Source organism: Martinezella hainanensis (assembly GCF_900094555.1).
GTDB classification, from domain to species: domain Bacteria; phylum Pseudomonadota; class Alphaproteobacteria; order Rhizobiales; family Rhizobiaceae; genus Rhizobium; species Rhizobium hainanense.
In genome coordinates this window covers 295,089-320,096 of the sequence record NZ_FMAC01000006.1, presented here as the reverse complement: position 1 = coordinate 320,096, position 25,008 = coordinate 295,089, and the positions used below count along the sequence as shown (strand labels likewise).

20 protein-coding genes and 1 pseudogene are annotated in these 25,008 nt (G+C 58.2%); 15 read left to right on the top strand and 6 right to left on the bottom strand.

The features are described 5' to 3' along the window. Window positions 1-7 precede the first annotated feature (7 nt). Together GA0061100_RS20575 and GA0061100_RS20570 are read right to left on the bottom strand one after the other, a co-directional pair. On the bottom strand, window positions 8-1,195 hold the full coding sequence (locus GA0061100_RS20575) for a M20 aminoacylase family protein (protein ID WP_075854589.1): 1,188 nt from the start codon (window positions 1,193-1,195) through the stop codon (window positions 8-10). Continuing rightward, a complete protein-coding gene (locus GA0061100_RS20570; protein WP_075854588.1) occupies window positions 1,192-2,412 on the bottom strand; it encodes a diaminopropionate ammonia-lyase in 1,221 nt (406 codons plus the stop codon). Before GA0061100_RS20570 ends, GA0061100_RS20575 begins: the two co-directional genes overlap by 4 nt. 113 nt (window positions 2,413-2,525) lie before the next feature. Here GA0061100_RS20570 and GA0061100_RS20565 point away from each other — a divergent pair, with 113 nt between their 5' ends. Both GA0061100_RS20565 and GA0061100_RS20560 read left to right on the top strand, forming a co-directional pair. After that, window positions 2,526-3,014 carry an Lrp/AsnC family transcriptional regulator gene (locus tag GA0061100_RS20565; RefSeq protein ID WP_075854587.1) on the top strand — a complete coding sequence of 163 codons (489 nt, stop codon included), beginning with the start codon at window positions 2,526-2,528 and terminating at the stop codon, window positions 3,012-3,014. Window positions 3,015-3,166: 152 nt separating this feature from the next. Then, window positions 3,167-4,420, top strand: a complete 1,254-nt coding sequence (locus GA0061100_RS20560) for a Zn-dependent hydrolase (RefSeq protein WP_075854586.1) — start codon at window positions 3,167-3,169, stop codon at window positions 4,418-4,420. Window positions 4,421-4,781: 361 nt separating this feature from the next. Here the strand turns inward: GA0061100_RS20560 and GA0061100_RS20555 are convergent, their stop codons facing one another. Next, on the bottom strand, window positions 4,782-5,471 hold the full coding sequence (locus GA0061100_RS20555; RefSeq protein ID WP_143525482.1) for a hypothetical protein: 690 nt from the start codon (window positions 5,469-5,471) through the stop codon (window positions 4,782-4,784). 532 nt (window positions 5,472-6,003) lie between these two features. Between GA0061100_RS20555 and GA0061100_RS20545 the strand changes: the two genes are divergently transcribed. The 7 genes from GA0061100_RS20545 (at window position 6,004) to GA0061100_RS20515 (ending at window position 13,188) form a co-directional block, all read left to right on the top strand. Then, window positions 6,004-6,807 (top strand): MetQ/NlpA family ABC transporter substrate-binding protein, encoded by an 804-nt coding sequence (locus tag GA0061100_RS20545; protein ID WP_075854583.1) that lies wholly within the window; start codon window positions 6,004-6,006, stop codon window positions 6,805-6,807. Next, complete coding sequence (locus GA0061100_RS20540; RefSeq protein WP_075854582.1) at window positions 6,795-7,958, top strand: methionine ABC transporter ATP-binding protein; 1,164 nt, start codon at window positions 6,795-6,797, stop codon at window positions 7,956-7,958. The genes GA0061100_RS20545 and GA0061100_RS20540 overlap by 13 nt, the downstream gene beginning before the upstream one ends. Continuing rightward, window positions 7,939-8,592, top strand: coding sequence for a methionine ABC transporter permease (locus GA0061100_RS20535; protein WP_075854581.1), 654 nt, complete (start codon window positions 7,939-7,941; stop codon window positions 8,590-8,592). The genes GA0061100_RS20540 and GA0061100_RS20535 overlap by 20 nt, the downstream gene beginning before the upstream one ends. A 29-nt stretch (window positions 8,593-8,621) precedes the next feature. After that, window positions 8,622-9,881 carry an SfnB family sulfur acquisition oxidoreductase gene (locus tag GA0061100_RS20530; RefSeq protein ID WP_075854580.1) on the top strand — a complete coding sequence of 420 codons (1,260 nt, stop codon included), beginning with the start codon at window positions 8,622-8,624 and terminating at the stop codon, window positions 9,879-9,881. 11 nt (window positions 9,882-9,892) lie between these two features. Beyond that, window positions 9,893-11,131, top strand: coding sequence for an SfnB family sulfur acquisition oxidoreductase (locus GA0061100_RS20525; RefSeq protein WP_083961395.1), 1,239 nt, complete (start codon window positions 9,893-9,895; stop codon window positions 11,129-11,131). Between the two features lie 19 nt (window positions 11,132-11,150). Then, window positions 11,151-12,509 (top strand): LLM class flavin-dependent oxidoreductase, encoded by a 1,359-nt coding sequence (locus GA0061100_RS20520; RefSeq protein ID WP_075854763.1) that lies wholly within the window; start codon window positions 11,151-11,153, stop codon window positions 12,507-12,509. A 388-nt stretch (window positions 12,510-12,897) separates the two neighbouring features. Then, entirely contained in the window at window positions 12,898-13,188 is a 291-nt protein-coding gene (locus GA0061100_RS20515; RefSeq protein ID WP_075854762.1) for an HU family DNA-binding protein, read from the top strand. Window positions 13,189-13,290: 102 nt separating this feature from the next. Here GA0061100_RS20515 and cysE read toward each other — a convergent pair whose 3' ends face one another. Continuing rightward, on the bottom strand, window positions 13,291-14,139 hold the full coding sequence (gene cysE / locus GA0061100_RS20510) for a serine O-acetyltransferase (RefSeq protein ID WP_075854578.1): 849 nt from the start codon (window positions 14,137-14,139) through the stop codon (window positions 13,291-13,293). A gap of 293 nt (window positions 14,140-14,432) precedes the next feature. Between cysE and GA0061100_RS35220 the strand changes: the two are divergent. From GA0061100_RS35220 to GA0061100_RS20485, 6 genes and pseudogenes are all read left to right on the top strand, one after another. Then, window positions 14,433-14,984 (top strand): annotated as a pseudogene (locus GA0061100_RS35220) (FAD/NAD(P)-binding protein); the annotation flags it as partial. 108 nt (window positions 14,985-15,092) lie between these two features. Beyond that, window positions 15,093-15,869, top strand: coding sequence for an FAD/NAD(P)-binding protein (locus GA0061100_RS35215; RefSeq protein WP_244557912.1), 777 nt, complete (start codon window positions 15,093-15,095; stop codon window positions 15,867-15,869). Window positions 15,870-16,984: 1,115 nt separating this feature from the next. After that, complete coding sequence (locus tag GA0061100_RS20500; protein ID WP_075854576.1) at window positions 16,985-18,340, top strand: TolC family outer membrane protein; 1,356 nt, start codon at window positions 16,985-16,987, stop codon at window positions 18,338-18,340. A 29-nt stretch (window positions 18,341-18,369) separates the two neighbouring features. Next, window positions 18,370-20,523, top strand: coding sequence for a type I secretion system permease/ATPase (locus GA0061100_RS20495; RefSeq protein WP_075854575.1), 2,154 nt, complete (start codon window positions 18,370-18,372; stop codon window positions 20,521-20,523). Further along, window positions 20,520-21,824: an HlyD family type I secretion periplasmic adaptor subunit gene (locus GA0061100_RS20490; protein WP_244557899.1), complete on the top strand. Its 1,305-nt coding sequence runs from the start codon at window positions 20,520-20,522 to the stop codon at window positions 21,822-21,824. Before GA0061100_RS20495 ends, GA0061100_RS20490 begins: the two co-directional genes overlap by 4 nt. An 8-nt stretch (window positions 21,825-21,832) precedes the next feature. Continuing rightward, window positions 21,833-22,486, top strand: a complete 654-nt coding sequence (locus GA0061100_RS20485) for a ribbon-helix-helix domain-containing protein (protein ID WP_075854574.1) — start codon at window positions 21,833-21,835, stop codon at window positions 22,484-22,486. A 60-nt stretch (window positions 22,487-22,546) separates the two neighbouring features. On the opposite strand, the gene GA0061100_RS20480 is transcribed toward GA0061100_RS20485, so the two are convergent. Together GA0061100_RS20480 and GA0061100_RS20475 are read right to left on the bottom strand one after the other, a co-directional pair. Continuing rightward, a complete protein-coding gene (locus GA0061100_RS20480) occupies window positions 22,547-23,497 on the bottom strand; it encodes a transglutaminase-like cysteine peptidase (protein WP_075854573.1) in 951 nt (316 codons plus the stop codon). 259 nt (window positions 23,498-23,756) lie between these two features. Beyond that, on the bottom strand, window positions 23,757-24,968 hold the full coding sequence (locus GA0061100_RS20475; RefSeq protein WP_075854572.1) for a type 1 periplasmic-binding domain-containing protein: 1,212 nt from the start codon (window positions 24,966-24,968) through the stop codon (window positions 23,757-23,759). Window positions 24,969-25,008 lie beyond the last annotated feature (40 nt).

The following is a 25,008-nucleotide window of genomic DNA, read 5'->3' as shown; positions in this document are numbered from 1 at the left end:
TTGCTGTTCACGAGAGCCGGAGATTTGCGTCCTCCGACGTAGGAACCTCGGGAAGGCGACGTCGCACGATCGCGACATGGGTTCTGACGCCATGGATAAGTCCTGCGTCATTGAAGTCGAAGTTGGGATTGTGAAGGGGAGCGGACGTTTCACCGTTGCCAAGATTCATAAAGCAACCGGGTACGTGGCTCAGAAAATGCGCAAAATCTTCGGAGGAAGTGACAGGCTCTGCGACCTCAATGACATTATCCGCGGGAAGGATGGTTCTCGCAGCCGCAAACACCTCCTGCACCAGTTCTGTATCGTTGATGAGCGGAACGAATTCACGCGTGTATTTAACGTCCGCGGTCACATTGTAGGCCGCCGCAGTGGCCTCCGCGATGATACGCATCTGCCTCTCGATTGACTGGCTGATTTCGGGCTTGAAGCTTCGGGCGTCCCCGAGGATCCGTGCCATGCCCGGGAGTGCGTTTCGCGTGCCGTCCGTGAGGAGTTCGGTCACGGAGACCACCGCAATATCCGTCGGGCTGATCCTTCGCGAGACGATCGTCTGAAGGTTCGTAACTATCGCACACGCAGCTACCAGCACCTCATTGCCCCAGTGGGGACGGGCGGCATGGCCTCCGACACCGTGAAGAACGATCTCGAAGTTGTCCTCGGCCGACATCATCGCGCCCGGCTTGGTCTGCAGCACGCCGACCGGAACGCCGGGCATGTTGTGGATCCCGTAGATTTCCTCAAATGGAAAGCGGTCCATCAATCCATCTTCGAGCATCGAGAGCGCGCCTCTGCCCCATTCTTCGGCGGGCTGGAAGATAAAGCGGACCGTGCCGTCGAAACCGCCTTCTGAGGCCAGATACTTGGCAGCACCCAACAGCATGGTCGTATGACCATCATGGCCGCAGGCGTGCATCACGCCCGGATTGACAGATCTGTAGGGCAAATCGCTTTGCTCGGTTATGCGCAGGGCGTCCATATCTGCACGGAGCGCGATTGACCGATTGCTGGTCCCACGCGTCAATGTTCCAACAACGCCCGTTCCTCCGAGACCCTCCGCAACGTCGAGTCCGAATTCACGAAGCTTCGATGCGACGAATGCGGACGTGCGCTTCTCTTCGAACCCGAACTCCGGGTGTTGATGGATGTCATGCCTCCATCCGGTCATCTCTTCGTGGAGCTTCTGTAGATCAGTCATCCCCGTGCTCCTGCCATCTGAGTGTTGGACCGGGCGGCCACATTTTCCGGTGACGCCCCAACAAGCTTTTCGTAGAGCGCGGGATCGGTCGCACCTTCTGTATTGATCAGCAGCACGCGGCTGTCCTTGCCGAGCTTGAGCTTGGAGCGCAGATCCTGTTCTGCCGACACCTTGATGAGGGCGGCAAGGCCGACACCGCCGCTTTCGCCCGAGACGATTGCTGGATCTCCGGCTTCCGGGTCGGCGAGCCGGCGCATTGCGCCGATAGCGTCGTCTTCATCGACGGTCATGAAGGCGTCGGCACAGCGGGAAAGGATTCTCCAGGCGACAAGCGACGGCTCATAGCACTCAAGCATCGCCATGACCGTCGGTTCGCCATGCTGGATCTTGACGGCCTTTCCAGCCCGGGCGCTCTCGACCAGGCATGCCGCACGAGACGGATCGACAACTGTGAGGATGGGGCGGTCGTCGCCGTAAAGGAGCGTGAAGTAACCGGCGACGGCTGCGGCGATGCCACCCACGCCCGATTGGACGAAGACATGCGTCGGGGGTTGCGGTATCTGCCGGACGACTTCCCTTAGAAGGGCCGTGTAACCCTGCATGACGAAACCGGGGATTCTTTCGTAACCAGGCCAGGAGGTATCGGAGACCGTCTGCCATCCTTCAGCGGCAGCGACGCGAGATGCCTCGGCGACGGAGCCGTCGTAGTTTCCATCAACGCTGATGATCTTTGCTCCGAAACGAGCGATGGCTGCTATGCGCTCGGCGCTGACACCGGAATGGACAAAGATCGCACAGTTTGCACCGACAAGCTGGGCACCCTGAGCCACGGATCTTCCATGGTTGCCGTCTGTTGCGCAGGCTACCGTAAGCTTGCGCGCGACCGCTCTGACTTCAGGAGTATGCAGCTCCGAAATATCCACGTCCCTGCCGAATTCGCGTGCAGCCTCTTCGAGGACAAGACGGATGACCGCATAGGAGCCGCCGAGTGCCTTGAAACTCCCGAGTCCCAGGCGGTGACCTTCGTCCTTGATGTGGATCGAGGCGACACCAAGCTCTCGTGCCAGCCCGGGGAGCGCCACCAGCGGCGTCTCCTTGTGTCCTTCCCGATGGTTGAGGAAGCGTTCGACCTCCAATGCAGCAGCAAGGCTCAAGGTTTCCGCGTCGATCGGATCCAACTTCGTCCGGTAGTCTGCGTTTTCGTTCAGCAGAAGCATCTCTCAGTCCACTCGTCAGGAAAATGTTAATGAATATATATTGCATTCGAGATCGAATTTGCGCTTAAACTTGCGCCTGTTTCTGATGAAATGCCTACTTAAATGGGGTCGAAATGAGCGAAAATTCCACAGACGATGAAATCACGCTTGATCGGACGGATAAGGCGATCCTCAATCTTCTCCAGCGCGACAATAAGATGTCCCAACGCAAGATCGCGGAACTGGTAAACCTTTCCGCCCCCGCGGTGCAGCGCAGGATCAAGCGGCTCGAGGATACGGGTGTCATTCAGGCAAACGTGTCCATCGTCGATCCGGCGAAGGTGGGGCAGCCGATCATTCTCTTCGCGCAGGTCGCGATGGAGAGCGAAAGGACCGACCTTTACGAAATGGCGAAGCGCTCGTTCGTGGCGGCGCCTGAGGTGCAGCAATGCTACTATGTCACGGGAGAGGCAGACTTCATGCTGGTGATCTCGGTGAGATCGATGAGCGACTATGAAGCTTTGACCCGGCGCCTTTTCTTCCAGAACAACAACGTGAAGCATTTCCGGACATTCGTGGCGATGGATCGCGTCAAAGTGGGGCTGTCAATCCCATTGGGTTGACGACGATCCGACGCATCAAAAGTTCGCGATTGGAGGTCTGACGATACAAAGTTGCAAGCCGACCTTGAAAAATCAGCGCAAATTTACAGCGCTCCGAATTATTATGGCGCCAACAGGAAGATGCAATTTCAGCCACAAGGAGCCATACCCCGATGAACAGTCTTTCCGTCAATGACGAGCGCCTTCTCGGCCGACTTCAGAGACTCGGCGAGATCGGACGCGGCGCAGATGGCAGGCTTGTCCGTCTCGCGGCATCGGATGCCGAAAAGCTAGGTCGCGATCAGTTTGTTGCATGGCTCAAGGAAACCGGGATCGAGGTGGCCGTCGACCGCATCGGCAATATCTTCGGCATCTGGCGGCCGGAAGGTGTCGCCGACAACGCACCGCTCATGCTTGGGTCTCATATCGACACCGTCATCGATGCGGGCATCTATGACGGCTGCTATGGCGTGCTTGCGGGTCTCGAAATCATCGCGACGCTGAAAGAGAGCGGGCTTCGGCCGGATTGCCCTATCGCTGTCGCAGCATTCACCAATGAGGAAGGTGTGCGATTTGCACCGGATATGATGGGCTCGCTCGTCTACGCGGGAGGTCTTGATGTGGACGTTGCCCTTGCCACCACGGGTATCGACGGCGCCATCTTGGGTAACGAGCTTCGCCGTATCGGCTACGATGGAGACATGGAACCAGGGTTCATCCAACCCCATGCTTACATTGAGCTTCATATCGAGCAAGGTCCGGTACTCGAGCGTGAAGGAATACAGATCGGTGCCGTCGAAAACCTGCAGGGAATCTCCTGGCAGCGTGTGACGGTCAATGGTGATGCGAATCATGCGGGAACGACTCCCATCTCCATGCGGCGCGATGCTGGTCACGCCGCAGCCCGCGTGATCACGTTTCTCAGGGATCGTGCCCTGAGCTCGAACACTCCCACTGTCGCGACGGTCGGGTGCATGACTTTCGAACCGAATGCGATCAACGTCATTCCGTCACGCGCGGTCTTCACCGTTGATCTCCGTGATCCTGACGAAGATCGCCTCAGGGAAGAGGAGGCGGCGCTGGAGGCGTTCCTGGCAAAGGTCGCCAGAGACGAAGACGTTTTGATCGAGGTCGAACGCCTTGCCCGATTTGAGCCCGTCAAGTTTGACCGGCAGATTGTAGAATTGGTCGAAGCCGCGGCAAGCCGTCGAGGTCATACATGCAGACGCATGACCTCCGGCGCGGGTCACGATGCGCAGATGATCGCGCGTATGGCTCCCTCAGCCATGATATTCGTACCCAGCATCGGAGGCGTAAGCCACAATCCGAAAGAAAAGACGCACGATACAGACCTGGTGGCGGGAGCGAATATGCTGCTTGATGTCGTAGCGTCTCTGGCCAAGGCGAGTAAGACGGCAGAAGTTTGATTCCGGCAGTCAGATTGAGGTGGATACCAAGTGGTTTCTCGTCGACCCTCGCCGCAGTCCACAAATGAGCTGACTACTCGGGCTGGCTAACACGTGCCTTTTGCGCGGGAATATAGGATTGGAACATCGTTGTAAGCTGTTTTTGGGCCTCCGCGCCGTTGGCCTCGCTCAAGACTTTATGGCAGAAGGCGGAACGGTTCCATAAAGGGCTGCGGTCAGGATCTCCGCGACCAATCCTTGATCAGGAAGTTCTCGATACGACATTGTCGGAATCGCGGCTGAAGCGAACGCTTGGGTATCGTCGGATATCAGCCTATAACATTGCGTGGCATCTTCCTTCTGCTCTTTGCTGCCGAGACGATCATCGGGATTCGAGCGCGCTTCGATGCTGGAGAACAAAGCGGGCGCCATATTTCTTGCCTGATCGTCCCACTTCGTCCCAGGATGCTTCACCCCTTATGATGGTATTTTCCGGATAGATCTTGCCCAGGATCGCAAGGCTGGCAAGCGGATCGTCCGGGAATTGGATAATATGGATTCCGCTGTCGGCCGTTGCGATCTCGGGAAGCGACAACAGGTCCGAGAGCGGGTGCGTGACCGGCGCTTCGTCACTGAGCTCGGCGAAGCGAACGGCATAGGTTTCAACCGCCGGGCGATAAGCGAAGCGGTGGCCGCGCAGGGCCTGCCCGAGATCGATCCGAAACTTCTCGCCCAATGTCACGACGATGTCTATGAGTGCTTCGTTTTCGCCGATCGATCGCGCTTCCAGCCTCGCATGAGCGGCGCCCTGGTCGGACGCCGCCGACACAAGGCCGATCTGGCTCTTCGTCTGGGCGAAATAGTCCGATTGGGCATAGCGAAACCGCATCGGACCGGCATCCTCCAGGCCGGAGATACCGTCTTGCCGCCAGCTGAGCAGCCCTTTGGGCGCAGTCCCGATATCGTCTCCCACCACGCAGGGCAGGATGACGATCTCACCTGTGAAAAAACCATAGCTTGCTTCGCCGGACGGCAGGCCGAACAGGGCCTCCGCCATCCGCAGGATGGGCACACCTCCGCCTTATCAGTGGCGTATAGGTCTCGCAGCGCCAGACCCGTCGCAACGAGCCTGAAGGATGTGCCCGATCATCCAGGAGCCAACAGCTCCTTTTAAATTGTGGTGCTGACTCTGTCGCGGGATGATGTGGAGATGAGCAATTTGCAATTGGACCACACTTTGAAAGAGCTTTCCGCGCGCCTTTGTGATTGAAACGCTTTTGGAGCGTTATGAGAGCGGACCGGAACCCCACGACTGGCCCTGTCGGGATCTCTCTATTATGGCTTTTGCAGAAAGCCTATTCCTGCTCTCCTACACCCTGGGCGAGCCGCAACGTGTTACACGCCGTTCGACCATCTGGCGGCGAACCACTGACGGGTGGAAAATTGTCTTTCATCAGGGAACGCCTATCGCCTGAAAGACATGATGGCGTATCGGGCGGGTCCGGGAAAAAATATTCCATTTGAGCCGGCCGGCGAGTATTTCCGTCTTTGCCTATAAAATTTGTCATCTTTATCTTCCCATGTCATTGAACCGAGGGGATGACATGAAAATTCGTATTGCAGGTCTTATTTCCGCAATTCTTCTTGCAGCGACAGGGGCCGTGCAGGCGGAGACGATCAAGGTGGGCGTGGTGCCGGGCGTCTATGCCGATTCCATCGAAGCGGTGATCCCCGAGGCAAAGGCCAAGGGCCTGGATATCCAGGTTGTCGAATTCAGCGATTGGACGACGCCGAATATCGCGCTTCAATCTGGCGATATCGATGTCAACTATTTCCAGCACCAACCATTCCTGAACAATGCAATCAAAGAACGGGGCTATGATTTTGTCAGCGCTGGCATCGGCGTTCTTGCCAATATTGGCATCTATTCGCTGAAGCACAAGAATTTTGCCGATGTGCCGGAAAACGGAAAGGTCGCGATCGCCAATGACCCCGTCAATCAGGGGCGCGGGCTGCTCCTGCTGCAGAAGGCGGGCCTCATCAAGCTCAAGGATGGCGTTGGCTTCAAGGGCACGCTCGACGACATCGTCGACAACCCGAAGAAGTTGACCTTCAACGAGGTCGAGGGACCGCAGCTGGCGCGCGTGACCGGCGATGTGGATTTGGCACAGGGCTATCCGCACTTCATTGTCGCGTCCAAGGCCTTCGATCCCAGCTCGGGCCTTATTTATTCCGGTGTCGACGACAAGCAATTTGCCATCATCTTCGCGGTGCAGAAGCAGAAGGCAGATGATCCGGGGATTAAGCAGCTCGTGGCGATTTACCAGAATTCGCCGGCCGTCCGCGCGGCAATTGGCAAGGCATTCGCCAACGATCAGAAGCTTTATACGCTCCCATGGCTGAACTGATCGAACGGGTAAGGCGGGACCTGGAGCCTAGTGCGGTGCCGAGTGGCGGCCACGCATCGCAGCGCGCCGCGGTCGTCGGTGACGAGCCGCGTCCGGGCTCTTCCGCGGGCTCGGTCGCCTTCGAAGGTGTGGAGAAGGTCTATTCGTCGCTGGCCGGCCCGGTCCACGCCCTCAGGGGCATCAGTCTCGATGTGCCTGCCGGGGCGATCTATGGCATCATCGGACGAAGCGGTGCTGGCAAATCGAGCTTGCTGCGGACCATAAATCGCCTGGAAAAACCGACTGGCGGAAGGGTCCTGGTCGACGGGCAGGACATTTCGGTACTCGATGAAGATGCACTGGTCGCATTGCGGCGGCGCATCGGCATGATTTTCCAGCATTTCAATCTTCTCTCCGCCAAGACTGTCTGGGGGAATGTGGCTCTGCCGCTGATCGTCGCCGGCGTGCCGCGCCGCCAGATCGAAGAGAGGGTCGCCGAAGTCCTGTCGCTGGTGGGTCTGGAGGGTAAGGAGCGTGCCTATCCATCGCGCCTCTCGGGCGGTCAAAAGCAGCGTGTCGGTATTGCGCGCGCACTCGTGCATCGGCCCGAAATCCTCCTTTGCGATGAGGCGACCTCGGCGCTCGATCCCGAGACGACGCTCTCCATTCTCGGCCTGCTGAAGGACATCAACCGCAGTCTCAAGCTGACCATCATTCTCATCACCCATGAAATGAGCGTCATCCGTGAGATCTGTGATCACGTGCTCGTTCTGGAGCAAGGTGAGATTGCTGAAGCTGGGCCGGTTTGGCGCATTTTCGGCAATCCGCAGCATCCAGCCACCCAGGCACAGCTGCGACCACTCAACCGCGATATCCCGGAGGATATCGCCAAGCATCTGCGATCTTCGCCGCGCGACGAGCATTCGGAGACCATTCTGGAACTGGCCTATACGGGTGAGCACGGGTTGGAACCGGACCTGTCTCGGATAGCCAGCGCGACCGGTGCTTCTGTGCGATTGCTGCAGAGTTCGCTCGACCGTATTCAAGGTCGCGTCCATGGCCGGTTATTGATTGCAGCTCGCCGGGTGGCGGGTGAAACGATGCTCCCTGCGCAATTTGCCGGTCTTGCTCATCAAGCCAGGATATTGGGTTATGTCGACCATGATGTATGAGCGCCTGTGGCAGGCGCTTCTTGATACGATTGCGATGGTCGGCGTTTCCGCTCTGATCGCATTTGCCGCCGGTATTCCTCTTGCCGTCTTCCTGGTGCTTTCGGCGCCCGGTGGCCTCATTCATGCACCGCGGCTACATGGCATTCTCGCTGCCGTCATCAACGGCTTTCGCGCGACCCCATTCATCGTCCTCCTGGTGGCGTTGTTGCCATTGACGCGACTGCTCACCGGCACGACGATCGGTGTGTGGGCCGCCGTCGTGCCGCTCTCCATCAGCGCAACACCGTTTTTTGCGCGCATTGCCGAAGTCAGCCTTCGTGAGGTCGACGGCGGGCTCATCGAGGCGGCGCAGGCGATCGGCTGCCGCCGCCGGCACATCGTGCGCCATGTGCTTCTGCCTGAAGCGCTTCCCAGCATAGTCGGTGGCTTCACCATCACCATCGTCAGCATGATCGGCGCCTCGGCCATGGCGGGTGCGGTCGGTGCCGGCGGTCTCGGCGACATGGCGATCCGCTATGGTTATCAGCGCTTCGATACCACCGTTATGGCGGTGGTCATCGTCGTGCTTATTGCCATGGTCTGTCTGGTGCAGTTTGCGGGCGACTATGCCGTGCGGCGCCTGCGAGCGCGCTAAGATCAGCGATAATGTATCCGGAGAATCCCATGACTGAACGCGATGCTGTGCCGGCTGCGACCGGGTCGCAAGAGGAAGGTGCCGTCAGGCGCCCGTTGCCGCCGCGCACTCCGCATTTGATCCGCTCGGATGCCGAGGCGCTGGAGATCGCTCATGACCTGGCGGCGCGTTTTGCCGTGGGTGCTGCCGAGCGTGACCGCGATCGTCGTCTTCCCTGGGACGAAGTGGAGGAATATACCGCAAGCGGCCTCGGCGGTATCACCGTGCCGAAGGAATTCGGAGGCGCTGAAGTTTCCTGCGTAACGCTTGCCAGGGTCTTCGAAATCCTCTGTGCGGCCGATCCCGCTCTCGGTCAGATTCCGCAGAACCAGTTCGGCGTGCTGGCGCTGCTGCGCGATGTGGGCTCGCAGGAGCAGAAAGCCCGCATCTACGGCGATATTCTTGCCGGCTATCGTATCGGCAATGCCGGACCGGAGCGTGGGCAGAAGGCGGTCAACCACAGCTCAACCCGCCTCACTCGCCGGGCAGATGGGTTGAGATTGACTGGGCGACGCTTCTACTCCACCGGGGCCATCTTCGCTCATTGGATTCCGACGCGCGCCGTAGACGATGACGGGCGGGCAGTCCAGGTCTGGGCCGCGTTCGATGCGCCGGGCGTGCGCGTCATCGACGACTGGTCCTCTTTCGGCCAGCGCACGACGGCGAGCGGATCGGTAGAGTTTACCGACGTACCGGTGGACGAAGCCCTGGTTTTCCCCGTCTGGTCCTATGCGAACAGGCCAGGGGTATCCGGTCCCGTCTCGCAGCTCATTCAAGCAGCGATCGATTCCGGCATAGCGGCGGCCGCGGTCACCGACGCCATGGCCTTTGTCCGCGATCACGCAAGGCCCTGGATGGATTCGGGCCTTCAGTCGGCCTGCGACGATCCGACGATCCTCCATGAAATCGGCGACCTCCATACGGATCTACACGCAGCGCAATCACTTCTTTACGAAGCCGCGGCTGTTATAGATGAGGTGGCAAAGGCGCCTGTTACCGAGGCGGGGAGTGCCAGAGCGTCCGTCGCCGTTGCCGAGGCCAAGATATTGACCACGGAAGTCGCATTGCAGGCGGCCGAAAAACTCTTTGATGTCGCAGGATCGGCAGCGACGCGGGAGGCCCATAATCTCGATCGGCATTGGCGAAATGCGCGCGTGCACACGCTTCACGACCCCGTACGCTGGAAATATCATCTGCTCGGCAATTATCAGCTCAACGGCATATTTCCAGCCCGCCATCAATGGAACTAGCGAGGAAAGCCGTGACCGACACCGATTTTCGCATCCCGGTCGAACCCGCGCCGGCACCGCTGCGGCGGCCCGATCTGATTACCAGTGACGACCAGGCCATCGAGGTGGCGACTGCCCTGGTTACCGAATTTGCCGCCGGCAGCGCCGAACGCGACAGGGATCGCATCCTGCCATGGCGTGAACTGGAGCGTTTCAGCGAAACTGGCCTGTGGGGCATCACCGTGCCGCGCGAATTTGGTGGTGCGGGAGCATCGACGCACACACTGTCCAAGACGATCGCCATTATCGGTGCCGCCGATGGATCGCTGGCGCAGATCCCCCAAAATCATTTCTACGCGCTTGAAGTCCTGCGGGTCGGAGCATCGGCTGAGCAGCAGCGTTTTTTCTTCGGGCGCGTGCTGGCGGGTGAACGCTTCGGCAACGCGCTGGCGGAAATAGGTCAGCGCGATTTCAAGCGGCGAACCCGGCTCTTTCGCGAGACGGGAAAATGGCTTGTTCACGGACGGAAATTTTACTGCACGGGGGCGATTTACGCACACTGGATTCCGACTCTTGTCATTGCGCAAGAGGATGAGAAAGACGTCACCTACCTTGCCTTCATTCCGCGGAGTGCACCCGGCGTGACGGTCATCGACGATTGGGACGGTTTCGGTCAGCGGGTTACCGGAAGTGGCTCTGTCGAATTCGACAGGGTTGAGATCGAGCCGGAATGGATTGTCCCGTTTCAATCATCTTTTGAGCGACCGACGACGATCGGCCCGGTCGCACAAATCATGCATGCGGCCATCGATCTCGGAATAGGGCAGGGCGCCTATCGGGAAATGTTGCGGTTCATCCGCGAACGGGCTCGACCCTGGCTGGATTCCAAGGTCGAGCAAGCGTCCGAAGATCCGCTGACGCTGCAAAATGTTGGAAATGTCTGGTTGCGGCTGCGTGCGGCGGAAGGCTTGCTGAGACGGGCCGCGGAGCTGACGGATGCGGCTCGCGCAGATATGACAGAGGATAGCGTTGCGCGTGCCTCGATCGCGGTCGCCGAAGCGAAGATATTGGCGACCAAGGCGAGCCTGCTTGCCGCCAACAAGCTGTTCGAACTGTCGGGTACGTCGTCGACGCTTTCGGACGACAATTTCGACCGTTATTGGCGCAACGCCCGCACACATACGCTGCATGACCCGGTGCGCTGGAAATATCAGGCCATCGGCAATTACTATCTCAATGGCAAACGACCACCGCGCCATGGCGCAATCTGAAATCGGAATAGCGAACAAGATGACGGCCAAGAAAAAGCAGATATTGCTCAATGCGTTCAACATGAACTGTGTCGGGCACATCAATCATGGGCTATGGGCGCATCCAAGGGACCAATCCCATCGCTACAAGACACTCGACTATTGGACGTCGCTTGCCGCCACGCTCGAACGCGGGCTGTTCGACGGCATCTTTCTTGCCGACATCTTGGGCGTCTACGACGTGTACCAGGGCTCCGTCGATCTGACACTGCGTGAATCCATCCAATTGCCGGTCAACGATCCCCTGTTGCTTGTTTCCGCCATGGCTGCTGTGACGCAACACCTTGGTTTCGGTGTCACCGTCAATGCCAGCGCCGACGCGCCGTATATTTTCGCCAGGCGAATCTCGACCCTGGACCATCTGACCAGCGGCCGCATCGGTTGGAACATCGTGACGGGCTATCTCGACAGCGCGGCGCGTGGACTTGGACTTGAGAGCCAGATCGAGCATGACGGCCGCTATGATCGCGCCGACGACTATCTCGACCTGCTCTACAAGCTCTGGGAGGGAAGCTGGGAGGACGACGCGGTCTTGATCGACAGGGAAAAGCGTATCTATGCCGATCCATCAAAGGTGCATGCGATCGACCATCGAGGGCCGTTCTACCGCTCGCGGGCCTATCACCTGGCCGAGCCTTCGCTCCAGCGCACGCCGGTTCTCTATCAGGCTGGAACTTCTGGCCGTGGGAAGCAGTTTGCAGCGCGCCACGCGGAATGCATCTTCATCGCCGCCCCCGACAAGAGCGCAGCCCGGGCGGCCTCTCGTTCGCTGCGTGAAGCCGTTGTCGCGGCGGGCCGAAAGCCGGAAGACATAAAGATCTTCCTCGGTATCACCGTGATAACCGATCGTTCCGCCACGGCGGCACGGGAGAAGCATGCAGAGTATCTGCGCTATGCCAATCCGGAGGCGGGGCTTGCGCATTTTTCGGCCAGTACGGGCATTGATTTTTCGCGATACGATCTCGATGAGACCATTACCTACGGCAAGTCCAACGCCAGCCAATCGGCAACACAGATCGCTCAACAGCGTGGCTGGACAAAGCGGCAGTTGTTGCAGGAGCTTGCCATGGGTGGGCGTTATCCGGTCATCGTCGGCGATGCCGCGGCAGTTGCCGACGAGCTTTCGTCGTGGATGGATGAAGGCGAGATCGACGGCTTCAATCTCACCCGTACGGTGGTGCCGGAGAGCTTTGAGGACTTTATCGACATCGTGGTGCCGGTCCTTCAAGAGCGCGGTCTCTACAAAACCGGTTATGAACAGGGCTCGCTTCGCAGAAAGCTTTTCGGTGAAGGTGACAGATTGCCAGATCACCACATAGGTTCATCCTTTCGCCGATGATCGGCCCAAGCCTGTAACGAGCATGCAGTGACCGCAGGTCCCTGGAAGCTGCGGATCGCCGGCCATGACGTTTCCGTTACGAATGCAAACGTGGACGCGATCAGGGACAATGAATGGGCCGGAATTGGAACGCGATTTCCAAACCGCCACACAAGTTAGCACAGAATGGAATATGCCGATCCAGTGCCCGCCTCTATAGTCTATTAAAATTATAGACTATAGAGGCGGGCGCCATGCGTGGGTTTTATCTGACAGGGATCATTGTCTCCGGGAATATCGCAATGTCAGCCATATTGTTCGGCCTGACACTGGCTCGCGACAGGTTTGATCCGCGTTCACAACAGCAAAACCAGCGTCGTCTGATGCCGCGCGTTCGATGAGGTCGCAAGTGCTGAAATCTGAACTTGTTTTAAGCGTTGCGGCTAGCCATCCCTACCTTCGATTTCAGGAGGTAGAGCTTATCGTCGAGACAGTACTGGATGAAATAACCGAGACCCTTGCCGAAGGCGGAAGGGTTGAATTGCGTGGGTTTGGCGTTTTTTCCGTTCGCAACAGATCGGCGCATCCTGCTCTCAACCCGAAGAACGGTCAGCAGGTCTTGGTCGACGAGAAATGGGTTCCTTTCTTTCGCATGGGAAAGAACCTGTTTGACCGGCTCAATCAGGACCCGCTGCCATAGGAACTATCAGTGCTGGTCGCGGAGTTTCCTTGCGGTTTTGGGTGCCTCGTAAGCTGCGACCGGCGCGAATAGCCCTTCAAGGAATCCAAAAGTGCATGTAGTTCAAATGACATATTCCGGTTCCAGCAATGTCTGGTCCATAGTAATGCCTGGCAGGACGGAGTGCCGTTTTCCCACGGGACGGGCAGGGACACCGGCAACGGAGGTATATGGTTCGACGGAGCTGACGACGACACTGCCGGCTCCGACTTTTGCACCTTCGCCAATCTCGATGTTTCCGAGAATCGTGGCTCCCGCTCCGATGAGTGCGCCGCGGCGAACTTTCGGATGACGGTCGCCGGCCTCCTTGCCCGTGCCGCCCAGGGTAACATTTTGCAGGATGGATACGTCGTCTTCGACGACCGCAGTCTCACCAATAACCAGCCCGCTCCCGTGATCGAGCATTACACTCCTGCCCATCCTTGCCGCGGGATGAATATCGACGCCGAACACTTCTGAAATTCGGCTCTGAAGATGCCTTGCCAAGTGTACTCGGTTATGGTGCCAGAGCCAGTGGGCGACGCGCTGTCCCTGAAGAGCAATAAAGCCTTTGAAATAAAGAAACGGCACAAGAATTTCGCTGTTGGAGGGGTCGCGGTCCTTGATGGCAACTAGATCCGCGGCAGCATCGGATACGAGATTGGCCTTGCCGACAAAGGCCTGCGCGACCACTGAAATCAGCTCGTCATGGTCGAGATCATGATTGGCAAGCTTAAGCGCGATACGTTGCGCCAATGCCTGAGCGAAACTCGCATGATAGAGAATGGAAGAATTCAGAGCTCGGGTAAGTGACGGATCGCTGTGAGAGGCTGAAATGGCCTCGCGGCAGAGCTCGCTCCACACAGCGGCCACCTGCGGCGACCGCGAGGGTTCAGCGGACAGGTTGCTCAGGCCAAACAGAAGACCTGCCATTGAAATCTCTTTTCCATTTCAGTTTGTTTCATAACAGCGAACGATGTTCCTGGCATCCGCCTAAGCAATATTAGCGGCTGCGGCATAAAAGGGATCTCACGGATCGCCTATAGTTGCCGAAGCTCGAGAATTTATTTTCCCTATTTCACGCCATCGGCGGATTATCGGCACAGGGCTATGCGCAGCCGCGGCCAGTTTCCGATCGTTCACTGTCGGCCGCCATGCTTTCCACATGCACTTGGAAGGAGGGCTTGCCGACGAATAAATAATTTCTATAATTTTTATGGAGATTGATGCCGGGCAGCTTTGGGAAGGGCCGAACCATGACACTTCTGTCGCCGCATATTTCGAACTCGCAAAATGAGGATGTTGGTCGCATAGCGAAGATCGCTATCGTCGGCCGAGGGTTTTCCGGGATCATGACAGCAATCGCATTGTTGCGGCATGTTGAAGGTCCTTTCCACCTGGTACTATTCGATCCCCGACCGAAGATCGACATTGGCGAGGCGTTGCGGCAATCCTCCACGAGTGTTTTGACAAGCCGTGTTCGCGATCTCTCCGTTGACCGCGCCGATCCGGCTGATTTTCGCCGCTGGCTACAGGAGGAGGCGGAAGACGATCATAACCGCGCCATCGATACTGAGGAAATCGACGATCTATTTGTGCCAGGCGAGATTTTTCGGACCTATGTCTATGATCGCTTTTCCAAGGCGCTGACAAAACGAATCGACGTGGTCATACAATTCTTGCCCGACAGGGTTACCTCAATCGAGCAAGGGGAAGGCGGTGCCTTTTCAGTCTTGACCGACGCAGGCCAGAACGCTCGCTTCGATGCGGTCTTCCTGTGCACCGGATATGGGCTCCGAGAAGGATCGGGTACTTCGGCAGTGCCAAGCGGCGGTGCTCATCGCGCAATCGTCATAGGTGCGGGCATCCAGGCGGTCGACAAGGCCTTGACGCTGCTGGACGGCGGTGAGGCATCTCAGGTTACCTTGATTTCGGAGTCAGGCTTTTTGCCTCAATCGCATGCCAGCAAGGCCCAGGGCTCGCTCCTGGCTGCACAAGCCATTCCCCGGACCCTGCGCGGCGCGTTTCGCTTTCTGCGACAGGCTGCAATGAGCGCTGATAGCCAGGGTCTCGGGTGGCAAGGTATCATGAACGGCTTTCGCTTGCAGGCTCGCGAGCTTTGGCACGATCTGACGCCAGACGAGCGCAGACGCTTCAAACGCCATGTTCAGGCCGTTTACGATAGCCATCGCAATCGCTTGCCGCCGGAACATTATCAACGGCTGCATCGGGCAATTGATGAGGGTACGCTCGCCGTCAAAAGAGGCAGGGTGGATCGAATTGCTATCAATGGCGTGTTGGTTTCCACGTCTGCCGATTTTGAGGTCATGGCCGCAGATGTTGTTATCGATTGCCGCCTCCGCTCGGCAGGCACCGAGAGCGCCTTGATCCGCGCAATCGTTGAGGCTGGCCTGGCAACGAGCGACGAACTCGGGATCGGCATCATCGTCGACGAATGCGGGCAGACGAAAGATGCTCCCAAATCGCGTCGAGGTTTGTTTGCGATAGGGCCACTCGGATTGGGCAGCGTGCCCGACGTCGACCTGGTGCCTCAGATTGTTGAACAAAGCTGCTTGGCAGCGGCATCGGTCAATGCGTGGCTCGCCGACCAAGCGCGTGAGCCTCTGCCCGCCAAGGGATTTTCGCCACAGCGCCAGACATAGGATGCTTTCAAAGTGATCCCATCGTTACGTTGAAGAACGTGGATGGTTCGTATCGGTTCAAGAGCTAACTAGAATGGACTTGGTACCGGGCATCGAATTTGTTGATCTTCGGTCACGCCTGTAAGAAGGTGTGTGGCTTGTTGTCGGTTAATACCCGCAAGCCGCGCGAGCGGCACAACTCGGGCTGTATGGCGAGCGAGCCAAGAGCTGATGCAGGTATCCAACGATCGAATTGTCGTCGTCCCGGAGCTTCGGCGTTCTCCCAAGGCGATAGATCCAAAAATCTTGGTCCGATCAAAAATGGACGGCGACAGTTAACGTCGCTGGCCTTAGCGTCGCGGCAATCGACGGATCGCGACGGTGAAAGTCGGTGGGGCGATTCGGTTCGCCCAGTCTTTCAGTGTCGAAGGAATTCGTAATATGACTGCCATTCACCTTGTTAATCGACCCGAGGGTGGTGGCGCTTCGACATTCACCAGCGGGTCGAACGGCGGCGCCACGCCCACATTGTTCATTGGGGATCCCTGCTTCGGCGGCATCGCCGCTTCGTTTGGAAATGATGTGGCCTGCGTCAATGGCCGATACAATAGGCCCGACTTACGGATCTTGGGTTGGGGCGGCTATATCCAAGGAGGTTTTGGCCCCTTCAGTCTTCGAAGTGTGGTGGATCGCGCTTCGATGTCGCCCATGCATCAGGGTAGATCCATATGCCGATGAGTCCTTTCTAATATTTCTGAGCTTTCTTAGTGCTTAAGTTTAGTTGTGACGCGGCGTGGTAGCGTAGATCATGTAAATTCTCTGTATGGTTGAATGGTATGCTTGTTGCGGCCATGCAACACGGACATAATGACTGTGAATAGTCCAAAAATAGTCAATAGATTTCTACCGCAAAGGCTTGCGGTCTCCGATATTAACTGTTTCAGGAGATTAAAGTGGAATCTATTTTGCAAATATACGTGAGTTCGTCTACGGTTGTAGGTGAATAAGATTTATAGAATGTATCTATGAAGTATAGTTGGGGAAGGAACGTAGTTTTGGCTTATAAGATGCGATTGATGGCGGCAATCGGGATTTCGATGGCCATGAGTCCTTTATCAAGTGGTTCTGCTGGCGCTATGACGCTGCAGCAGGCGATTGAAAAGACCATGAAAACCAACCCGCAGATCATGCAGGCTGCGCAGGATCGGGAAGCAACCGAGTTTCAGCTGCGTCAAGCGAGGGGGCTTTACTTGCCATCAGTCGACCTCGAGTCTGGCTATGGTCGCCGTAGACTCTCGGATGTCACGTCCGGAGCGTTGTCGCGCACCCATGATTACCTGAATCCCTCTGACGTAAGCTTGACCATTACTCAGACATTGTTTGACGGCGGCGACCGCAAGGCACAGAAGGACAAGCAGGCCGCTCGTGTCGACGGTGCATCCTTCCGTGTCCAGCAGCGCTCGGAAGCCTTAGCGCTGGAAGTGACCCAGGATTATCTTGAATATCAGCTGCAGATGGAGATCGTCGCGGCTGCTGAAAAGAACGTCGGCTTCCACAAGCAGATGGTTGGCAACATCGAGGATAGCATCAAGGGCGGTGCCCTGACCGATGCCGATCGTCTTCAGGGCCGTGAGCGCCTGCAGGCTGCCAATGCCCGTCTTCAGGAAGCAAAGAAAGAGCTCGACGCGACGAAGATCCGCTTCCTTCAGGTCGTCGGCGAGCCGATCAGCAATGCCAATCGCCCGGCATCCGTGTCCCGCTACCTGCCGAAGACGCTCGATGATGCGGTCTTCATCGCCCAGAAGAACAACCCGCAGATTTCGTCGGCCAAGGCTGACGTCAATGCCGCCGACGCCGATGTCCGCGGTTCCAAGTCTGCATTCCTGCCGCGGCTCGACCTCGTCGGCAGCGCCCGCATCGGTGACGATGTCGACGGCAACAAGGGTAACACCAGCGACGTCCAGGTCGGTGTTGTCGCCAAGTGGAATCTCTATCACGGTGGTATCGATACGGCCCATCAGCAGGAGATGGTTCGTCGTGCGGCCGAACAGCGTTTCGCGCTGAGCCAGACTTACCGTGAAGTCGACGAATCTGTCCGCTCGGCCTGGAGCGAACGTACCAACCAGGGCCAGCTGGCCCGTATCCTGGATGGGCAGGAAAAGACAAATGCTCAGCTCGTGACATCCTATCGCGAGCAATTCAAGGTCGGTCAGCGCTCGTTGCTGGATCTGCTGGATGCCCAGAACACCCGCTTCAACACCGAGGTTTTGGCCAAGACGGCGGAAGTCGCATCGCTCTTTGCCGAATACAAGATCCTTGCAGCATCAGGCAGCCTGTTGTCGACGATGAAGCTGAAGCCGGTCGATCAGGCGACGCCTTATGCCCGTGATCAGTTCGCTGTTTCGTCGAATACGGCTGATCCCGGATATACAAAATATGACTCGCATCAGAAGCCCGGCCTGCCGATGGATCTGCTCGAGCCGATTCGTTAATCGTTGCGTTCCGAACTGGATAGTCCTCCATGTTAAACGTAGCACCTGACGTGTCTGCGGACGTATCTTTGCGGACTTTTAAGTCGGCATTTAAATCGGTCGCTGCGTTCTATGGTCGCCCGAACTCGGATACTGTGCTGTTTTCGGGCACTCCGGACGAAATTCTGGAAGTCATGGAACTGGACGATGTCGAACGGCTGTCGGAACGCGTCGGGCTGCAGGTTCTGAAGCATACGGAACGCGATTGCCGTCTGGGCAATTTCGACTGTCCCGCCATCGTCACCTTTGCCGATGGCGGCGTTCTGCCACTGCTCGAAATGACTGAAAGCGGTTCTTACGTTACCGATATTGCACCGGTCGCCGGCACTACAGCCCGTTTGACGCGCGAGGATCTTGTCGCGCTCAATCCGCAATCGGCATTTGCCTTCACGCTCTATTATCAGAACTCTTCGGAAGAAGCGCGCGTCGGCCATGCGATGGAGATCGAGAAGCGGCACTGGCTGGCAACGACGCTGGTACCCTATTGGCGCACCTATGCCCGCGTCATGCTGGCGGCGCTGTTCATCAACGTCATCGCACTGGCCTCGCCGCTTTTTACCATGAATGTCTACGATCGGGTCCTGCCAAACAAGGCGTTCCCAACGCTTTGGGTGCTGACCGCCGGCATCTCGCTGGCCTATCTCTTCGATTTTCTGCTGAAGACGGCCCGCGCATCGCTGATCGACTATGCGGGTCGCAAGGCGGACCTGCGGCTGTCGCAGCTGATCTTCGACAAGATTCTGAATTCGACGCTGGCGTCCCGTCCGATGTCGACCGGAGAATATGCCAACCGCGTGACGCAATATGAATTCGTGCGCGAATTCTTCACTTCGAACACGATTGGCGTACTGATCGACAGCCTCTTCGTCGTGATCTTCCTGATCGTCATCTATTTGATTGCCGGCTGGCTCGTGGTCATTCCGGCCGTCGCTTTCGTCCTGTCGGTGGCGATCGGCCTCGTCGCCCAGGCCCAGATCGGCAAGCGCATGGCAACGGCGACGAACGAGGCATCGCGCCGCCAGTCGCTGCTCGTCGAGACCATCTCGACGATCGAGACGTTAAAGAGCCTGCGCGCGGAGGCAACGATGTTGCGTCGCTGGCAGGAACTGACGAAATATTCGAGCCGCACCAGCGAGGACATCAAGCACATCTCGTCAAATGCCATGAACATGACGATGTTCCTGCAGCAGATGGTCAGCGTACTCATCGTCGTTGCGGGTACGTATGAATTCGCCGACGGCAAAATCGCCATGGGTGCGATCGTCGCGACAGTCATGCTGGCGAGCCGCGCGGGTGCGCCGTTCGGGCAGATTGCCATGACGCTGGCCCGCTTCCGCCAGGCTACCATGTCGCTGCGCATTCTCGACAAGATTATGGAGCAGCCTGATGATCGCCCGTCGACCGTCGGCTTCGTCAACCGGGAGATCCGTCGCGGCGGATTCAGCTTCCAGAACGTTTCCTTCCAATATCCAGGCTCTGACCAGGCGGTCATCAATCAGCTCTCCTTCACGGTTGCGCCCGGCGAAAAGATCGGGATCATCGGCCGCATCGGTTCGGGCAAGACGACGCTTGGCCGCCTTCTCGACGGGCTGTTCCAGCCGGCCAGCGGCCGCGTCCTGATCGATGGTGTCGATATACGCCAGTATCATGTGGCGGAGGTGCGCTCCGCGGTAGCTGTCGCCGGCCAATCGTCGGACCTGTTCTCCGGCACCGTGAAGGAAAATCTGCTGCTCGGTCGGGCTGACGCCAGCGACGAGGAACTGTTGGCCGTCTCGCGCATGACCGGCGTCGAAGAGTTCGTTGCTCTTCACCCACGCGGTTTCGACATGCCGGTCGGCGAGCGCGGCGCAAATCTTTCGAACGGCCAGAAGCAGGCATTGACCATAGCCCGCCTGCTCCTGACGCGGCCGAAGATCGTCTTTCTTGACGAGCCGTCGGGGGCAATGGATCTGGCGAGCGAACGTCATCTGATCAGCAAGCTGACCAATGCATTCGGCCCGCAAACGACGCTACTGGTAGCAACCCATCGTCACAGCATGCTGGAGCTGATCGACCGGTTGATCGTCATCGATAAGGGCCGCATCATCGCCGATGGACCGAAAAACGCCGTCATCGAGGCGATGCAGCGCAAGGCGGTGCAATGATGCGTGCCTCTCACGGCAATATCCACGACAATCCTCCGTTGTTCGCCCGGCTGATCCTTGGCCTTTGCGCCTTGATGATCGTAGCTTTCGTCGCCTGGGCGGCCTTCGCCGACATCGACGAGATCGCACGCGGCGAGGGGAAGGTGATACCGGTATCGAAGACGCAGATAGTGCAATCGTCCGAGCCCGGTATCGTCCAGCAGATCAATGTCAATCTCGGCCAGATCGTCCACAAGGGCGACATTCTGGTCCAGCTCGACAATACAACGACAGCATCGACGCTTGGTGAATCGGTTGCAAAGGCTCGCACACTCGGTGCAAAAGTAGAGCGCCTGGCCCTGGAGGAGGCGGGCGCCTTCGACGCACAGTTCGTCTGCCCGGCCGATATTCTTGCCACTGCGAAAAACGTCTGCGACAACGAGGAAAAGCTCTTCGAGGCCGATCGTGCTTCCTATAAGAACAAGCTTGATGTTCTCGATCAGCGTCTGAAGCAGCATCAGAACGAGCTGGACGAAGCCCACGCCAACATAGATCGCCTGACGCAGAATATCGCCGGCGCCCAGAAGCAATATGATCTGCTGAAACCTCTCGGTGAGAAAAAGCTCGTTGCCCAAACTGAAGTCCTCAAGGTCCAGCGAGACCTTGTCGACCTGCAGGGACAGCTCAAAGTCTATGTCGAAAGCCTCGATCGGCTGCAGGCGGCCGTCAAGGAGGCGACACTACAGACTACCGACCTTGGACTTCAGCTGCGCCAGCAGGCCCTGACCGACAAGGGGCAGGCACTGTCTGAACTTTCCGTCGTCGACGAGACGATCCGCGGGGCATCCGATCGGGTCAAACATACGGATATCCGGTCTCCGGTCGATGGCATCGTCAATACGCTGGAGGTCAACACGATCGGCGCCTATGTCGACGCCGGCAAGGTCATCGCCGGTGTCGTCCCGACAGCGGACACTCTGCTGATCGAGGCGAAGATTTCACCGCGCGACGTTGCTTTCGTGCGCATCGACCAGCCGGCAGTCATCAAGATCTCGGCCTATGATTTCTCGATCTTCGGTGCTCTGGACGGTAAAGTCGTCAACGTCTCGGCCGACAGCCTCGTCGAAAAAGACAAGAATGAAACCTATTACCTCGTGCGCATCAAGACCGACAAATCGGCATTGGAGCGAGACGGCAAGCAGTATCCGATCATCCCCGGCATGGTGGCCTCGGCCGAGATCATGACCGGTCGCAAGACGATCCTGACCTATCTGATGAAGCCGATCAACAAGGCGCGCTCCGAAGCGCTGACGGAACGGTGAGGGCGGTCATGCGCAAGGGAGCCGGGAAAGACGAAGCTGCGATGATAGTCCGGGAAGAAGCCTTGCCATCGGTCGATGGTGATGAGCTGGAGCCACGTTTCCGCGCCGTAACCGGCGGCGGCGAGCGTCGCGGCATTCGCCTGGAACGTATCTATTGGGATGGTCTCGGACGAATGTCGGAGGCTGGCGGCATCAGCATCGGTGATCTGGTTTCCAACACGGCCGCTGAAATGCCGGAAACGGGCAATCTGACGTCTCTGCTGCGCGTGCTGAGCTTCAAATGGGCGCTGAACCGTCTCGATGCCATCGAGGATGTCGCGTCGCTAACCAATCTCAACGCCGTCCTTCAGGCGTCGCCGACGCCCGCCGTGGTGCTGACGCAAGAGCGCGGGATCAAGCTCTTCAACGATGCCTTCCTGAAGATGCTGCGCCATCGCTTGCCGCTGATCGACGATGTCCAGCATACGGCGCGCACGTTGCGCCTGTCGATCGACACCCAGATCCAGGAGGTGCTCTCCGTCCTATCGCTCAATCGCGGTAAGACGTTGAACACCGGTTTCAAGATTGGCCTGGGTTCGCAATCGCTGACGGGCCAGATCAATCTGGCGTTGGCGCCGACGCACGAGGCGTTGATGCTGATCGGCTATCTTTCCGTTTATTGAGAATGCGATCGCTTTAGTTACGCGCCGCGCTCGCCCCATAAGGCCGGGAGGCGAGTTTGGTCAGTGGACCTCACCTTCGCCGGGGATCACCTTGGCGAGCGGCACTGCGGCGGCAACCGCTTGTGCGCGAGGATCGCGCGAGCCGTGCAGATAGCCGCGACCTGCGACAATCGAATAGAGCGGCAGATATTCCGCAATCCGCTTGTCGGACAAAACCTCGTCGCGCATGTTGTCGAGGATAAGATTGTTGCCGTTGACGGAGACCGACAGGACGGCGTGGTAGAAATGGCGCTGCTGATCGAAGAGGACGACCAGAGTCATGTGGTCGAGATCGACGCCCGCCTTGTAGAGTGCGGCCATCTTCAGGATGGCGTAGTCCTCGCAGTCGCCCTGCTGATGCGACAGAGCTTCGCTCGGTTTCGCCCAGTAATCCGCCACATGATAGGTTTGCATGTCGCTCGCGTAGCGGATCGCATGGTTGACGGTGAAATTGATGGTGTTGATCTTGTCGCGGATCGAGGCGTCGGCAATCTTCGCCTCAGCGTTCGCGATGGCGGTTGCAGCGGCGTTGCATCCATTTGCACCGCAATCCAGCGATTTGCCCGACCGGATTTCGGCGAGCGGACCTGCGAAATTGTTAAGCGCGGCAAGATGTTTGAAGGGAATGGCGACAGTTCCGAACACAGAGTCGCCGAGGGGAGCGTTGCTCGGCTTTGCGGGACGCACCGGCTCGGATGCGGTCAGGTCATTGTGTGGAAGGCCACCCGGCGCGACGGTGAAGCTTTGGTTCAAAGCAGCCAGGTCGACGCCGCTGATTGCCTTGGCGGCGTTTCCGATGGTAGGCGCAAAGAGATCGATGGCAGTATCGACCAGCGGGTCTTGGAGCAGCTTGATGACAGGGCGGACGGTATCGCCGGTTGCCGCCATGCTGATGGTCGGTGACGATAGACCGAAGGCAAAGGAAGCTGCAGCAAGTGCTGCAAGTATATTTTTTTTGTTCTTGCGTTCCATTGGCGCATTATTCTCCCTGGTTGAGAGAATAATGCGTGATACTTCTGAATACGACGTTCGAAAACGTAGATAAATTAAGTATAAATTAAGCGATCAAATAAGTATAAAATTCGACGGTCTTCGGTTGGAAACTATTAAGGATGATATCCCCCGAGGTGCCAAAGTGATCTTTCCGCGGGACGCCGGATCGTTGAGGCGGTGCTATCGCAATGGCGATACTTATCTCAACGCATCGTGTGCTCTGTGAGACCGGTTTGCTTCAGAACGACTGCGAGGGCTGCTTGGAAACCTTCAGCTTGCCGCCGTCGATCGTATTGATCACCATCTTGCGCTCCACCGCGCCGGAGGCAGAGAAGCGGAAGAGCCCGGTCGTGCCGCGGAAGCCGACCTTGTTCATAAGGTTGGCGGGGGTTACGGCTTGTGGTCCCTGCGAACGGATGAGGCCGGAGGCGATTGCCATGGCGTCATAACCGTAGGCAGCTGACGTCGTCAGCGGGTGGTTGAAGTGGCGCTGATAGCGCTCGGCAATGAGCCCGCTGCTTTGCGTATCGTCGGTCGCGACGAAGGCGCCGGCGACTGCCGGCGTTGCATAGACCGATTGCGGCCAGTTGTTGCTGCCGACAAGCGCTTGGCCGGGAATGGCGGCGCTGCGCACGGCGCTTGCCACCATACCGATTTCCACTGTATCACCGAGGATGACCACTATCTCTGCCGACTGTATGAGCAGCCGGTTCTTGGTCAGGATATCAGCGGCCTGGTCGCTTGAGCCGTAGCGGCCAAAGCCCATGAAAGTGTTGCCGCTGTTCCAGATGGCGCTGCCCAATCGTGTTGTATCGGCTTGAGAAAAGTCGGCGGGCACCAGCGCCGATACCTTCTTGTGACCGCCGGGACCGGCCACCTTGACGCCTTCCGTTGCGCTGTCGATCTCGTCCGAGGCGAGGTTGAAAACGTCGCCGCCGGTCGTCGCCGTCGCGCGCGCCAGGTTAAGTAACGGCGGGCGCTGGGCAGGGGGGATGGCAGCTATGGAAGCAGTCTCGGCCGGCGGCAGATAGCTGACAATCAAAGCGGCATTTCGGCCCTTGGCCGCCGTAACCTGTGCGGTGACGCCGGCAAGGCCGGGGCCGACATCCTTGACACGTAGTCGAACCTGATTGTTGCCGAGTTCGCCGACGCCAAGCACCGCCCCGTCGCGTATGTCGCGGGATGCACCTTCGTAGAGACCGGCCGCGCCCTTGCGCAGCAGCAGCGTGATTTCCGTGCCGCTGTCGCCGCCGTAGGTCTCTTCAATGGCGGTGGACGGCATTTTTATGTCGTCCTTCTTGCTGTTGTTCTCCAGCCCGACGCCGTCCATCTGACAGCTGGCGAGGCCAGCACAGAGGATCAGGGCCGCACCGCGCGCCGGTCGCCGATGCGGTTTGCGCGGCAGCCACTCGGTCAAAAGGCTCAACGAAAGGCTGATCGCAAACGGCACAACGACTCCCCCGATTCTCTACGGCAGGCCGCAACAGCCT

What these genes read in the sequence shown, in the direction of transcription:
- GA0061100_RS20545 (WP_075854583.1), top strand. Translation starts at nt 6,004, where the DNA reads ATGAAAATTCGTATTGCAGGTCTTATTTCCGCAATTCTTCTTGCAGCG.
- cysE (WP_075854578.1), bottom strand. Translation starts at nt 14,139, where the DNA reads ATGGCAGGTCTTCTGTTTGGCCTGAGCAACCTGTCCGCTGAACCCTCG.
- GA0061100_RS20480 (WP_075854573.1), bottom strand. Translation starts at nt 23,497, where the DNA reads ATGGAACGCAAGAACAAAAAAAATATACTTGCAGCACTTGCTGCAGCT.
- GA0061100_RS20530 (WP_075854580.1), top strand. Translation starts at nt 8,622, where the DNA reads ATGACTGAACGCGATGCTGTGCCGGCTGCGACCGGGTCGCAAGAGGAA.
- GA0061100_RS20485 (WP_075854574.1), top strand. Translation starts at nt 21,833, where the DNA reads ATGCGCAAGGGAGCCGGGAAAGACGAAGCTGCGATGATAGTCCGGGAA.
- GA0061100_RS20490 (WP_244557899.1), top strand. Translation starts at nt 20,520, where the DNA reads ATGATGCGTGCCTCTCACGGCAATATCCACGACAATCCTCCGTTGTTC.
- GA0061100_RS20570 (WP_075854588.1), bottom strand. Translation starts at nt 2,412, where the DNA reads ATGCTTCTGCTGAACGAAAACGCAGACTACCGGACGAAGTTGGATCCG.
- GA0061100_RS20535 (WP_075854581.1), top strand. Translation starts at nt 7,939, where the DNA reads ATGTCGACCATGATGTATGAGCGCCTGTGGCAGGCGCTTCTTGATACG.
- GA0061100_RS20565 (WP_075854587.1), top strand. Translation starts at nt 2,526, where the DNA reads ATGAGCGAAAATTCCACAGACGATGAAATCACGCTTGATCGGACGGAT.
- GA0061100_RS20495 (WP_075854575.1), top strand. Translation starts at nt 18,370, where the DNA reads ATGTTAAACGTAGCACCTGACGTGTCTGCGGACGTATCTTTGCGGACT.
- GA0061100_RS20575 (WP_075854589.1), bottom strand. Translation starts at nt 1,195, where the DNA reads ATGACTGATCTACAGAAGCTCCACGAAGAGATGACCGGATGGAGGCAT.
- GA0061100_RS20540 (WP_075854582.1), top strand. Translation starts at nt 6,795, where the DNA reads ATGGCTGAACTGATCGAACGGGTAAGGCGGGACCTGGAGCCTAGTGCG.
- GA0061100_RS20560 (WP_075854586.1), top strand. Translation starts at nt 3,167, where the DNA reads ATGAACAGTCTTTCCGTCAATGACGAGCGCCTTCTCGGCCGACTTCAG.
- GA0061100_RS20520 (WP_075854763.1), top strand. Translation starts at nt 11,151, where the DNA reads ATGACGGCCAAGAAAAAGCAGATATTGCTCAATGCGTTCAACATGAAC.
- GA0061100_RS20500 (WP_075854576.1), top strand. Translation starts at nt 16,985, where the DNA reads ATGACGCTGCAGCAGGCGATTGAAAAGACCATGAAAACCAACCCGCAG.